This is a genomic window from Caenibius tardaugens NBRC 16725, from assembly GCF_003860345.1.
Classification (GTDB): domain Bacteria; phylum Pseudomonadota; class Alphaproteobacteria; order Sphingomonadales; family Sphingomonadaceae; genus Caenibius; species Caenibius tardaugens.
Genome location: NZ_CP034179.1, coordinates 4,255,464 through 4,268,683, shown reverse-complemented (window position 1 = coordinate 4,268,683; position 13,220 = coordinate 4,255,464). Strand labels below are relative to the sequence as shown.

The following is a 13,220-nucleotide window of genomic DNA, read 5'->3' as shown; positions in this document are numbered from 1 at the left end:
ATGGCCGGTTTCCCGATCCTTTCCGTAATGCTCCTCGTTCCGCTGGCAGCGGGGGTTGCATGTCTGTTCCTTGAAGCGAAAGCGGCGCGCGCGCTGGCCCTTGCGGCCACGCTGGTCAATCTCGCGCTGGGCATTGTGCTCTGGGCGAATTTCGACATTGGCGGGCCGCAGTGGCAGTTCGTCGAGAAAGTGCCGCTGTTCGCGGGCTTCAGCTGGGCTTTGGGTATTGACGGCATCGCTCTGATGCTGATCATGCTGTCGGTCTTCCTGATGCCGATCTGTATCGGCGCAGGCTGGGTTTCCATCGAGAAGCGGGTCGGTGAATACCTGTCCGCGTTCCTGTTGATGGAAACGCTGATGATCGGCGTGTTTGCAGCGCAGGATCTGTTCCTGTTCTACATCATGTTCGAAGCGGGCCTGATCCCCATGTACCTGATCATCGGTATCTGGGGCGGCAAGGATCGCATTTACGCGAGCTACAAGTTCTTCCTCTACACGCTGCTCGGCTCCGTGCTGATGCTGATCGCGATGTTGTGGATGGTGAACGAGGCCGGGACGACCGATATCCCGACGCTGATGGCCTATGATTTCGATCCGAAGGCGCAGACCTGGCTATGGCTTGCCTTCTTCGCGAGCTTTGCGGTGAAAATGCCGATGTGGCCGGTGCACACATGGTTGCCCGATGCCCACGTGCAGGCGCCGACAGCCGGTTCCGTCATTCTGGCGGGCGTTCTTCTGAAAATGGGTGGTTACGGGTTTATCCGGTTCTCGCTGCCCATGTTCCCGGAAGCATCGGCGCAGTTTGCGTGGCTGGTCTTTGTCCTGTCGATGATTGCCGTGGTCTATACCTCGCTGGTCGCGCTCGTGCAGAACGACATGAAGAAGCTCATCGCCTATTCGTCGGTTGCGCATATGGCGATTGTGACCGTGGGCCTGTTCGCTTTCAACGTGCAGGGGCTTGAAGGCGCGATGGTGGTCATGCTCAGCCACGGTCTGGTGTCCGGTGCGCTGTTCCTGTGTGTCGGCGTGATCTATGACCGTTTACACACGCGTGAAATCGATCGTTACGGCGGACTTGCCATCAATATGCCGCGCTACGCGCTGTTCTTCATGCTGTTCACGATGGCGTCGATCGGCCTTCCGGGGACCAGCGGGTTCGTGGGTGAATTCCTCAGCCTTGCGGGTATTTATCAAACGTCGACGATCGTGGCTGCGGTCAGCACCACAGGTATCATTCTGGGTGCCGCCTATATGCTCTATCTCTATCGCCGGGTCGTGTTCGGCGATCAGAAGAATGCCGATGCCGCCGCGATGAAGGATCTCGATCTGCGCGAATGGCTGATGCTGGGTCCGATTGCCGCTGTCGTGCTGTGGATGGGTGTTTATCCGGAAAGCTTCATTGCCCCGATGCGGGCGGATATCGCCACGCTGGACGCACGCCTCGCGCGCGCCGCACCGGAAAGCGATTCCCAATTGAAGATGGGGGCGGTCAAGCCCGCAGCGGCCGCTCATGGCGATCATGCTACCACCGAAACTGCCGCGCCTGAGGGGGGAGCGCACTGATGGATTTTGCAGCTTCCCTTAATCTGGTCGCACCTGAGATTATTCTCAGCGTAACCGCGCTTGTTCTTCTGCTGGCTGCGGCCTGGCTGGGCGACAGGTCGAGCCGGGTGTTGTCCTATCTCGCGATTGCCGCGCTGGCTGTCTGTGCCGTCCTCGTGGCTCCGGCCGTTTGTGGTGGCTTCACCGGGCCTGACGCGATTGCATTTGGCGGCCAATTGAAGGTCGATGCCTTTGCAGCCTTCTCGAAACTGCTGATCTACGCAGCTGCCGGTGCGGTGCTGATCGTATCACCCGCCTATTTCGAACGGCTCGGCGCCATGCGGGCGGAATACCCTGTGCTGATCGTGCTGGCTGTCGTCGGTATGAGCATCATGGTGTCGGCGAGCGATCTGCTGGCGCTTTATGTTGGGCTCGAACTGAACAGTCTCGCGGCCTACGTGCTGGCTGCATTCCTGCGGACCGATGGCCGTTCTGCAGAAGCGGGCCTCAAGTATTTCGTTCTTGGCGCACTCGCTTCGGGTATCCTGTTGTTCGGGATGAGCCTGACCTACGGCTTCACCGGTACCACCGGTTTTGAAGGTATCCGTACCGCCGTTTCCGGTGGGCTTTCGATGGGTGCGCTGTTTGGTCTGATCTTCGTGCTGGCGGGCCTGGCGTTCAAGATCTCGGCTGTGCCGTTCCATATGTGGACGCCGGACGTCTATGAAGGCGCTCCCACGCCGGTCACGGCCTTCTTTGCCAGCGCCCCCAAGGTCGCTGCTCTGGCGCTGACCATGCGGGTCGCTCTGGATGCGTTTGGCACGCAAGCGGTCGCATGGCAGCAGATCGTGATCTTTGCCGCGCTGGCATCGATCGTGTTCGGTGCCTTTGGCGCGATCGGACAGTCCAATATCAAGCGGCTGCTCGCCTATTCGTCGATCAACAACGTCGGCTTCCTGCTGATTGGCCTCGCCGCGGGTACGCAGCAGGGGGCGTCGGCCATGCTGGTCTACCTCGTGATCTATGTTGCGATGACCGTGGGCGGGTTTGTCGCGGTCCTGATGATGAAGGACGCTGATGGTAATCCGCTGGAGGCGATTTCCGATCTGTCCGGCTTGTCGCGGACACGTCCGGTGATCGCATTGTGTCTGGCTGCCGTGATGTTCAGTCTCGCTGGCATTCCGCCGCTGTTTGGGTTCTGGGGCAAGTTTGTCGTGTTCCAGGCAGCGGTTGATGCGGGCATGGTGGCGCTTGCCGCGATCGGTATCGCAGCATCGGTGATCGGCGCGTTTTATTATCTCAAGATCGTCAAGATCATGTATTTTGACGAGCCTGCGGATACGGTGAAGGGCACCAGCGATTGGGCGCATTGGGCTCTGCTGATCGTCGCTGCCCTGTTTGTTTCGCCGCTGGGTTATCTCCTGACCAAATGTCTTGGCTCGCTGGCCGATAAGGCAGCCGCCGCTCTGTTCTTCGCAGCCTGACTTGGGCGCGCAAATCGAGTTTCAGGTCGAAACCGGTTCGACCAATGCCGATCTCGTAGCGCGTCTGGGTTCCGGAGAACGGATTGCAGAAGGGTACTGGCTGGTTGCGGATCGCCAATTGGCGGGCCGTGGCCGGCAAGGCCGGGAATGGTTCGATGGCCACGGCAACTTTATGGGCTCTACCCTCGTCCGGCCCGGGCCGGGTGATCCTTTGGCACCCAGCCTTGCCTTGGTTGCAGGTTTGGCAGTGTGGGAAGCAGTATCCCATTACGTGATCGATCCGTCCCGTTTGCAGCTGAAATGGCCAAACGATTTGATGTGGGATGGGGCCAAACTGGCCGGGATTTTGCTCGAAGGGGCCAGCGATAGCGTGATTGTCGGTATCGGTGTCAATCTTGCCGCCGCACCGCAATTGCCTGATCGGCGCACCGTGGCCTTGTCCGATCTTGGGCCGCCGCCTGACAGGGATGCCTTCGCGGGGAATTTGGCAACAGGTTTTGCCGCAGAATGCGAGCGATGGCGCCTTTATGGGCTTGAACCCATGCTCGCACGTTGGCAATCCGTTGCACATCCTGTCGGCACGGCGCTGACGGTACACGAACCGGGGGCACAGCCGGTGTCGGGTGCTTTTGCTGGTCTTGACGCTGTGGGCGCTTTACGCCTGCGCCTCGAAGACGGTTCGATCCGGACTGTTCACGCCGGTGACGTTTTCACCTGAGGGAGAGCCCAGCATGCTTCTCGTTATAGATGCCGGCAATACGAACGTGGTCTTCGCCCTGTTCGAAGGGCAAGAACTCAGGACGCGCTGGCGGATCGCGACCGATCCACGTCGGACCGCAGATGAATATGCCGTGTGGCTGGTGCAGCTCATGGCAATCCAGGGCATTGAACGGTCGGCAGTAGAGGAGATCATCATCTCCACAGTCGTTCCGCGCGCGTTGCATAACCTCGATGTTCTGTCGCAGAACTATTTCGGGATTGTCCCGCTCGTCGCCGGGGAAGGGAACGCGGACTGGGGCATCGATATCGATGTCGATCAGCCGCGTTCGCTGGGGGCGGATCGCGCTGTGAACGCGATTGCGGGCCATGCGAAGTATCCCGGTGATCTAATCGTTGTTGATTTCGGCACGGCAACCACGTTCGATGTCGTCGACTTCAATGGGGCGTACAAGGGCGGAATTATCGCACCGGGGATCAATCTTTCGCTCGATGCGTTGGTGGGTAACACTGCAAAATTGCCGCGCATTGCGATTGAATCTCCACGTTCCACCAGTGTCATTGGCCGGAACACCGAAGATCAGATGCTGATCGGCGTGTTCTGGGGTTATGTGGCGATGATGGAAGGTTTGATAGCGCGTTTGCGTGCGGAAATTGGCCGACCGGCCAAGGTCATTGCGACCGGCGGTCTGGCGATCCTGTTCGACCAGCATACGGACATCTTCGATGCGGTCGATGCAGAACTCACATTGGAAGGTCTTGCAATCATGGCTGAAAGGGCACGTGCCCGGTGAAGAAGGACTTCACACCAGAAAACGAACTGCTTTTCCTCGCTCTCGGTGGTTCGGGCGAGATCGGTATGAACGTCAACCTTTACGGTTGCGATGGCAAGTGGCTCATGGTCGATCTGGGCATGAGTTTCGGCAGCAACGAATATCCCGGAACCGAACTGGTTTTTGCTGACCTCGAATTTATCGAGGAACGACGGGCCGATCTCGTCGGCATCGTGCTGACGCATGGGCACGAAGATCATATCGGCGCAGTGCCTTATTTCGCGGCAGAACTGGGCGTTCCTCTCTATGCAACGCCGTTCACTGCCGATCTGATCCGCCACAAACTGGCGGAAACGGGCAATGCAGGCGAAGTCGAACTGAATGTTATCGACACGCAGGACAGTTTCGCGCTTGGTCCGTTCGACATCACTTATGTGCCGCTGGCCCACTCGATCGCGGAAGGGAATGCCCTTGTGATCGATACGCCGTACGGGCGGGTGTTCCACACGGGTGACTGGAAGCTGGATGAGGAACCGATCATCGGGGAACCCGCCAGCGAGGATGAACTGACCGAACTGGGCGATAGCGGCATCCTTGCGCTCGTCTGCGATTCCACCAATGTGTTCAATCCACAGCCATCCGGTTCGGAAGGTGCGGTGTACAAGGGCTTGCTCGAGGAGGTGCGGCGGCATACGGGGCGCCGCGTGCTCGTCACGACATTTGCCTCCAATGTGGCGCGACTGCAGACGCTGGGCGATGTTGCCCGGGCCACGGGGCGCCAACTGTGTGTGGCCGGGCGTTCGCTCGACCGGATCATCGAAGTCGGTCAGGCCAATGGCTATCTGCAGAACTTTCCTGATACGATCGACTTCGCCAAAGCGATGGATTTGCCACGTGGGAATGTCCTGATTATCGCGACGGGCGGGCAGGGGGAAGCACGCGCTGCGTTGGCCCGGATCGCGGAGGATACCCACCAGATCAGTCTGGAATCAGGCGATGTGGTCCTGTTTTCTAGCCGCCAGATCCCCGGGAACGAACTGGCCATCGGGCGTGTCCAGAACCGCTTGGCGGAACGCGGCGTGGTGATGGTGACCGACCGGCAGAGTGAAATCCATGTCTCGGGACATCCGGGGCGACCGGAATTGCAAGCGCTGTACAGTTGGTTGCGGCCGGAAATCCTCATTCCAGTGCATGGCGAGATCCGTCATATGCAGGAACAGGCCCGGCTTGGCCTTTCCAGTGGCATTGCGAAAGCGGTGTTCCAGAAAAACGGCGATATTGTCCGGCTTGCACCAGGCAAACCCGGAAAACTCGCCGAAGTGCGGACAGGGCGGCTCATTCTCGATGGCGATATCATCATCCCGGCGGATGGCGAGGCGATCACCATGCGCCGTCGTCTGGCCCGGGATGGGATTGCCATCGTTGTGCTCGATCACAAGGCAAAGGCGCAAGTGACGGGTATCGGCCTGCCGCTTGATGAAGACTATGCGGAATTCGTGACCGAGGCAGAAGCCGACGTCGAAGCCGCGCTGGCCCGCCTCAAAGGTGGGCAGCGCAAGGATCGCGAAGCCGTGATTGAAGCTGCGCGTCTGGCCGCCCGTCGGGCGGCCCAGCGCTGGTCGGGCAAGAAGCCTCAGGTCAAAGTCGTGCTGACGGAAGGGCTGCTTCCATGAAATGGACCTCCATCATCGCCATTTATGGTTTGATCTGGGTGATGAGCGCATTCGTGATGCTGCCGTTCGGCATGCGCACGCACGAAGAAGCGGGGCTGGAAAAAACCCCGGGGCAGGCCGATAGCGCGCCGGCGAACTTCCGCCCGGTGCGCCACCTGTTCCTTTCGGCGATCGTGGCGGTGGGGCTGTGCGCCCTGTACTATACCAACTACGTGAATGGCTGGGTCGAGATGAAAGATCTCAATGTGTTTGGCCGCCCACCCGGCGAAGCAAACGAGCCCGAAATCTACCGCTAGCGTGCCGGTCACTCGCGCAGGCGTTCGATAGCCTGCGCGAGAGCGACATAGAGCTTGCCCATATCTGATGACAGCAAGGTCACGCTGAGGGCGTGGCCATCGCGCGTCGACAGCAACTGGCGCAGCATCGCCTCGAAATCGTGGACGTAGCGATTGACGTGTTCACGGAAATCATGGTCGTTTTCATAGATATCGACCAGAATGCGGCTTTCGGCGGTATCGAGCAAACGGACGGCCCGGCGCGTAAAGATCCCGCGATCACCCCGCAGATAGGATGCCCACGCCGTATCCGTAACATCGTTGGACAAGGCCTTGGCGATGTCGATCGCGTTCGAATTCAAGGCTTCTGTGATCAGCGCGACGCGGCGTGCAAAATCGTTATCGACCTGTTCCTCAGCCCGCTGGCGCGCATAAGTGACACGGTTTTCGAGATTGCTGGTCAGTTCCGCAACTTTGGCAAGTTGATCGCGCAACTGCACCGCCGCTTCCCGGCTGACGCCTGAGGCATGGGCTGCGGCCTGTTCCAGCTGGCCAACGGCTTCCGCCGCCCGCAGTTTGACCGCCCGGTTGATCGCTTCTGCACTGTCATTGCCGATTTTGGCGGCAAGGCGCGATGCCGCTTCTGTCCCGCCGTGTTCCATCTCGGTTATGACCGTCTGCGTGGCATCGCGAAGTTGGGCGATGACATCGCGCAGGTTCTGCTCGCGTGCGGCGGCCTGCGCTTCGCTCTGCTGCAACAATGCCGCCAGTTCGGTCCGGAACTGCGCCAATTGCGTGGTCTGATCGGCATTCATCGCGGCAAAGCTGGCGTGGAAGCGTTCGACATCGGCCATGGCTTCGCGACCATCGCGTTGGGCGTCCGCAACGTGTTGCGACAGTGCGCTGCCTTTATCGTTCGCGTCATGCATCAGCTGGTGCACGGCTTGCGCGTTTCCAGCCAGATTGTTCAGATGATCGATGGCGATATTGATGGCTGCTGGCAAATCTTCACGACTATGCTTGGCCCCGGCGCGAATGAGTTCGAGCAGGCGCACGCTCGAATCTGTCAGCGAGGCAACGGCCTGATCCGTATCGGCAATCGTTTCCCTGCTGGATGTCAGCTTTGCGGTGAGAGCATCGAGAGCGGCATTCAAATCGTTCTGAACAGCCCCCCCTTGTACGCCGACTTCCTGAATCTGCGACCCGACGATTGCAAGCTGCGCGGCGATCGCTTCGGCATGGCTTGCAATTTCGCGGCTTCGCGCGGTGTGGGCGTTCTGTCTCTCGGCAATCGCAGCGTCGAGTTTGGCGAGGTGATCGTTTGTGGTGGCGATATGTTCGGCATGCCAATCTGCAGACTGGTTGCGGCGACGGGCAAATTCCTCGTTCCACAGCGCCTGACTGGCCATGACCCCTTCCTGCGCTTCGGCATCGATAACCGCCAGTTCTGCAGACGCTTCCTGCAGCCGTGTCTCGAGTTCGCCCACAGCGGCTTTCCAGGTGTCGAGCGCCCGGTTCTCGCTCTGACGAATCTGTTCGGCCAGCGAAGCGCTATGATCGCTGAGGGTTTCGATGTGATGGCGCAATGCCGCCAGCGACTGGGTTTCCTCGTCGGCCAGTTGCGTTCGGGCAGCGGTCAGTTCGGTCGACAAGGTCTGCGCCCGGCTGCGAATGGCTACCAGCGTTGCGATTTCGTGGTTGTCCAGTTCCGAACGGAAGGCGAGGCTCCGCTCGTCCAGTGCGGCAAAGCGCGCAGTGGCGATCTCGTCCAGTTTGCTGGCCTGGGCCTGAAAGGCGGCAAGCGCGGCATCGACCTGCGCACGCAAGCCCTGAACCTGCCGTTCGCTGGCATCGCCGAATTCGTTGAGGCGATGAAAGCCGCTGACCAGTTCCTGCAACTGATTCTGGGCGACGCGCCCGGCATTGCCGATCTGGTTCGTCACATCGCGCGCCGAATTGGCAATTACCGGCAATTCGTTACGCAGCTTACCCATGTTTTCCAACGCATTGGAGCTTACATTGGAAATAGTTTCGATCTGCGCACCGTTATCCTGAATCAATCCTGCGAGGCGATCAGCATTCTTGGAAAGCCGTTCCACAGACACGCGGCCCAGCGATTCGAGATCGCGTGATTGCGAGGCGATGAATTCCCGCGCAAGGCTGAGTTCGCGATTGACCGTGCTGAGCCTATCTTCAAGCTTGGTCGATTCAATCGATAGTGCGCGTGCCACGTCATTGAAACGATTGGCTTCTCGTGAACTTGTCCGCATGACCAGAAGCCAGATTGCCACCACCAGCAATACCGGCGTTGCCCAACGGGCAATCCATTCCGCCCATTGCATCGGTGTGGCGCCAGTCATCATGGCATTGCCATTGGCCCAGATGAAAAAGGCCGACCACAAGCCCACTACAACCACCGCCACCCAGGGGAGGAGGGGCGCTACGCCCGTTCGCGTCGGAGCGGGCTCGTCAAGGTCTTCCCATTGCTCTTCGACCGGCGAAATCTCATCGCTCGTCGCTGTCGTCAACGGCTCTTCGGCGGTTTCCTCGCCGGCGCCGATCGATACTATCCGTGTCCCGCCATTCATTTTCGCAACATATCATGCTTGGGCACTTGATAAACCCCGTCTTAATTATATTGCGACAAGATGCGTCATGGCCTTCGAAAATAGCGCCCTTGACGCCACGCTCGCCGCTGCCGCGGGTGATGATGCATGCTTGCTGCGCGAACTGCGTGAAGCCTTCGGTAGCAGTCTGGCGCATCATGTCGATTTGTTGAGCCGCGCGCGCTGTGACGGGAACTGGGAAGTTGCGGCGATGCGGATCAAGGGGCTTGCCGCCAGCTTTCAGGTGCAGTCCCTGATCTCTCTGGCTGAAGATGCGTTGGTGACTGTGCCCGGCGATCCGGCGATTATTCGCAAGTTCCGGGCGGCGTTGGAAGAATTCTCCGCCGGATTGGCGTGAAGGCCGTCTCCCCGCTTGGCACAAGGCGAAGCGCAGCCTAGAGAGGGCCCGGTTTCAGCCGAATTCAGGGAGCTTGCCGGGTGCGCGTCGCCCTTCTTTCCATGCTCGATAGCGCCGGGGAACCCGGGCAGGGTTACAGGGCCTTCATTCCTTTCGCGGGGAAGACGGTGGCACGACGCCAGATTGACGTCGTGTTGGCCCTGGGGTGCGAGCGCGTGATCTGCCTTGCGGACAATCTCGGGCCGGGCCTGATTGCGCTCCAGCATCAGGTGGAAGGGGCCGGTGCAAAGTTTCATGTGATTTCCGTGCCGCGTGCGCTGTGTGGACTGGTGCATGCATCCGATGAACTGATTATCCTCGGTGATGGCGTCCTGCCGTTGGCGGATGAAGCGCGGGAGATTCTGGCCAAGGGCAACGGCGTTCTGGTTCTCCCTGCGGAAACGGGGATTCCTGCGGGATTTGAACGGATCGATCTGAACTATGCCTGGGCGGGCGCGCTGGCCATGCCGGGCAAACTGGTTGACCGGTTGAATGAATTACCCCGCGACTGCGATGGCATCGCGGCATTGCTGCGTATTGCCTTGCAGAGCAAGGTGCCTGAACTACCGCTCCCCGATGCCGTCCTTAACGAAGGACGCTGGGCCATGCTCGGCGGTTTGGACGATGCCCATGCTCTGGAACCAGGCTGGTTTCGCCGCCATGCCAGCGGGGCGGATATCTTCTCGCCTGGACGCTGGATGGCTTGTGGGCTTACCGCACGTTTCGGCGTTGCCTGGCTTAATCGCGGGGTGCGTCCGGGTTATCTGCTTCTGGCTGCAGCCCTGCTCCTGATCGGTGCTGTCGCGCTTGGCTGGAATGGCATGGTAGGGGCAGGTTTCGCGCTTTTAGGGGGGGCATGGCTGGCTTATGATGCCGCGCGCTCACTCGAACATGGGGAAAGGGCGGGCAACGCTTCTGACAGGCTTTTCACTGGATCGGCACGGGCATGGGCTGCCATTGCCGATCTGGCGCTGGTTATGCTGGTGGCCATGGGTATCGATGAAAGCTTCAGCAGGATGCCAGTGCAATTCTTCGAGCCGCTCGCGCTGTTGGGGCTTGTTTGGCTAATCCCCGGCGTGGCCACACGGCGCTGGGGCGCCATTTTGGGCGATCGTGTCGTTGTTGCCGGGCTTCTGGCACTTGCAATGCAGGCAGGTGTGCTGGAATCGACCGTTCAATGTCTCATTTTGATACTGATCGGCTGTGGTATCCTGTTCATGAGACTTGGGCTTAGGATAACGCAGATTTAACCAAAGGCACGGTAATGGCGGAAGGATGATGGAAGCCGGCGTGCCCCTGCGGGATGACAAGACGATAGAAGACGCTCTGCACGACGCTTTGATGCGCGGCGATGCAGCGATTTCGTCTGCCAGCACCGTGCTGCGGCTTTTGCTCGATAATGAAAATCGTGTGCTTTTCACGGATGAAATCGTCGCGCGCACGCGGGGTATGATCAACGATCTCGCACGCCAATTGTTGCAGGCCTCGACAAGATTCGGACACGCGCGCAAACCATTCGCGTGGGGCAGCGAACAAACCCAAAAGCTGATTAAAAATCTTATTGCAGACAATGTGTTGCTGGATCATGTCCATGCAATGGCACTGGAATTTCACCTTTCAATGGAATTGCAGGAATGTCACGCGGTAGACCCTGCATTGTCTCCGTTGCTTCAGGCGCAGGCTGGCTCCGGCGATCACGACGCCGCTGGCAATGTCATGCAACTTGTCGCTGCCCAGACGCAATTCCACCAGCAGACGCGGCGGATGGAATTGCCGCTCGATGAACTTCCTCCGGGCCTGTTCGACCGTGCATTGCAGATCCTTCGGGCGCATTCGGAAGACGATCCGGATAGTTTCCATGAAATTGCGGAACATTTGCGCTCTAACCGTGATTCCGGGCGCTCGCGTCTGGCCTTGCTGGTGCGGCAATTGGCACAGTTGGATAATGCATCCGTGGCGCTCGTTTTGCCTATGGCTGGTGTCTCGCTGTTTTTCACTGCGCTTGCCGGCGTAACCCGGCAAGATCGTTCCGCGTTGGTTTTGGCCGCCAACGAAAGGCACGCAGTGCGCTTTATCCTGTCGCTGCGGGCAGCCGGTCTGGAACCCGGCGCCATCGCAGACGTGCTGGCCTGGTTGTCTCCGGACGTCGCCCTGCCAGACTGTTTTCAAAGCCTCGGCGTAGATGATGCATGGGGTGTTCTGGAGGAGACCTTTGCCGATGTGATGGAAGGTGGGTGAGGCCATGGCCGACGCCAGCACCTTTGTCGCGCACGCCCGCAGCGATAGGGAGGATTGCCTGATCGATGCTAGTGAGCCGATTGCGCGATTGCAGTTGCGGTGTGGCGGCGACATGCCCGGAACCATCGCCATCGCACCTTTGCTTGAACTGGTCCGCAAGAGCCGCAGGGATGGCAGGAAACTGTCGCAAACAATACATGTGCAGGACGGCGAAGAGCATGTTTCTGCGTGGGTGGAAGTGACGCCGTACCGCGACACGGCCGATGGCTGCGACATTCTGGTTTCCAACTGGAAATCGCATGCCGTGAAAGGCGATAACCTGGCTGATATGGCCGGGCGCCGGGCTGTCATCGATCGCCAGATTGCGGAATTCAGCGCGCGGCTCGATCCACTGCAACGTGTGCTCGTATGGCATTGTACGGCGCCCGATTTGGAAAGCCTGACCGAACGGATCGAATGCGGGAAGGGGCGGCCCTGGACCGATTTCGTGACGATCGCTGGCAACGGTCATCATCAGCCGTTGCATTGGCGTCTGCTCGACGGCGCCTTGTTGTCGATTGACGGGTCTACGCGTCAATGGCGGGCGACTTTACTGCCTCTGGGGAACCTGAACCGGGCAGTCAGGGTTTCGAGCTTTATTTCGTCGCCGGAGAACCGTTGTTTTTCCCGATGCTCCCGAGCCCCGACAGACGGCCACACGCACCCTATGCGGTTGTCGGTCGTGACATCGCGCCTGTTTTGCGGCAGCCCATATCCCGCATCGTGGCCAATGCCGAAACCATTCGCACCCGGCTCGCCGGGCCATTGGCTGAGGAATATGGTCGCTATGCTGCCGATATCGCTACTGCTGGCAAACACCTCCTCGGACTCGTCGATGATCTCGCCGATCTGGAAGTGGTCGAAGCCGATGATTTCAGCACTGCGCCCGATCGGATTGATTTGGCGGATGTCGCTCGCCGTGCGGCGGGGATACTGAGTGTTCGTGCCCAGGAAAAGGCGATCACTGTGCAGGCGCCGCAGGAAATTGAAGTCCTGCCCGCTGTGGGCGAATTTCGTCGGGTTTTGCAGGTGCTGTTGAATCTCATCGGAAATGCTATCCGCTATAGCCCTGATGGATCGGTCATCTGGTTGCGGGTGGAGCGCGAGGGGGCAATCGCGCGGGTATCCGTGATTGATCAGGGGCCAGGGTTGACCAAAGAACATCGTAGCAAGGTGTTCGAAAAGTTTGAACGCCTTGGCCGAACAGGTGATGGCGGATCGGGCCTCGGTTTGTATATATCGCGTCGACTGGCCCGTGCGATGGACGGTGAATTGTTAGTGGAAAGCGAGCCGGGCCAAGGGGCTCGCTTTATTCTGGAACTTCCCGTCGATATTGACGGCTGACTCACGCGCATAAACGACAACGTTTTCCGATTTTGACCGGTGCCGCGTGTGCGGCCGATCACCATCTGCGTTTGTTCCCCCAATAGGACAAAGCGAGCGTGTGGTTCGGTCGTCGTCTGAATGCGACCCCAC

12 protein-coding genes are annotated in these 13,220 nt (G+C 59.5%); 11 read left to right on the top strand and 1 reads right to left on the bottom strand.

Annotated elements, in window-relative coordinates; genetic code table 11:
- Genes EGO55_RS20075 through EGO55_RS20050 form a run of 6 tightly spaced genes read left to right on the top strand, consistent with a single transcriptional unit; the run spans position 1 to position 6,485 of the window.
- Entirely contained in the window at positions 1-1,563 is a 1,563-nt protein-coding gene (locus EGO55_RS20075) for an NADH-quinone oxidoreductase subunit M (RefSeq protein WP_021688858.1), read from the top strand.
- Positions 1,563-3,026: an NADH-quinone oxidoreductase subunit NuoN gene (nuoN, locus tag EGO55_RS20070; RefSeq protein ID WP_021688857.1), complete on the top strand. Its 1,464-nt coding sequence runs from the start codon at positions 1,563-1,565 to the stop codon at positions 3,024-3,026. The genes EGO55_RS20075 and nuoN overlap by 1 nt, the downstream gene beginning before the upstream one ends.
- Before the next feature lies 1 nt (position 3,027).
- A complete protein-coding gene (locus EGO55_RS20065) occupies positions 3,028-3,744 on the top strand; it encodes a biotin--[acetyl-CoA-carboxylase] ligase (RefSeq protein ID WP_021688856.1) in 717 nt (238 codons plus the stop codon).
- A gap of 13 nt (positions 3,745-3,757) precedes the next feature.
- Positions 3,758-4,537 (top strand): type III pantothenate kinase, encoded by a 780-nt coding sequence (locus tag EGO55_RS20060; RefSeq protein WP_021688855.1) that lies wholly within the window; start codon positions 3,758-3,760, stop codon positions 4,535-4,537.
- Positions 4,534-6,189 carry a ribonuclease J gene (locus EGO55_RS20055; RefSeq protein ID WP_021688854.1) on the top strand — a complete coding sequence of 552 codons (1,656 nt, stop codon included), beginning with the start codon at positions 4,534-4,536 and terminating at the stop codon, positions 6,187-6,189. Before EGO55_RS20060 ends, EGO55_RS20055 begins: the two co-directional genes overlap by 4 nt.
- Positions 6,186-6,485 (top strand): DUF1467 family protein, encoded by a 300-nt coding sequence (locus tag EGO55_RS20050; protein ID WP_021688853.1) that lies wholly within the window; start codon positions 6,186-6,188, stop codon positions 6,483-6,485. The genes EGO55_RS20055 and EGO55_RS20050 overlap by 4 nt, the downstream gene beginning before the upstream one ends.
- Before the next feature lie 8 nt (positions 6,486-6,493).
- Here the strand turns inward: EGO55_RS20050 and EGO55_RS20045 are convergent, their stop codons facing one another.
- Complete coding sequence (locus EGO55_RS20045; protein WP_021688852.1) at positions 6,494-9,052, bottom strand: coiled-coil domain-containing protein; 2,559 nt, start codon at positions 9,050-9,052, stop codon at positions 6,494-6,496.
- A gap of 67 nt (positions 9,053-9,119) precedes the next feature.
- On the opposite strand from EGO55_RS20045, the gene EGO55_RS20040 reads away from it, so the two are divergent.
- The 5 genes from EGO55_RS20040 to EGO55_RS21660 all read left to right on the top strand — a co-directional run bounded on the left by EGO55_RS20040 (position 9,120) and on the right by EGO55_RS21660 (position 13,088).
- Positions 9,120-9,428, top strand: coding sequence for a hypothetical protein (locus EGO55_RS20040; RefSeq protein WP_021688851.1), 309 nt, complete (start codon positions 9,120-9,122; stop codon positions 9,426-9,428).
- An 80-nt stretch (positions 9,429-9,508) separates the two neighbouring features.
- Positions 9,509-10,717, top strand: a complete 1,209-nt coding sequence (locus EGO55_RS20035; protein ID WP_021688850.1) for a hypothetical protein — start codon at positions 9,509-9,511, stop codon at positions 10,715-10,717.
- A 25-nt stretch (positions 10,718-10,742) separates the two neighbouring features.
- Positions 10,743-11,705: a hypothetical protein gene (locus EGO55_RS20030; RefSeq protein WP_021688849.1), complete on the top strand. Its 963-nt coding sequence runs from the start codon at positions 10,743-10,745 to the stop codon at positions 11,703-11,705.
- A gap of 4 nt (positions 11,706-11,709) precedes the next feature.
- The gene (locus EGO55_RS21345; protein WP_244925482.1) at positions 11,710-12,681 is read left to right on the top strand and encodes a hypothetical protein; all 972 of its coding nucleotides are present in this window, start codon (positions 11,710-11,712) and stop codon (positions 12,679-12,681) included.
- Entirely contained in the window at positions 12,645-13,088 is a 444-nt protein-coding gene (locus EGO55_RS21660; protein WP_244925481.1) for a sensor histidine kinase, read from the top strand. Before EGO55_RS21345 ends, EGO55_RS21660 begins: the two co-directional genes overlap by 37 nt.
- Positions 13,089-13,220 lie beyond the last annotated feature (132 nt).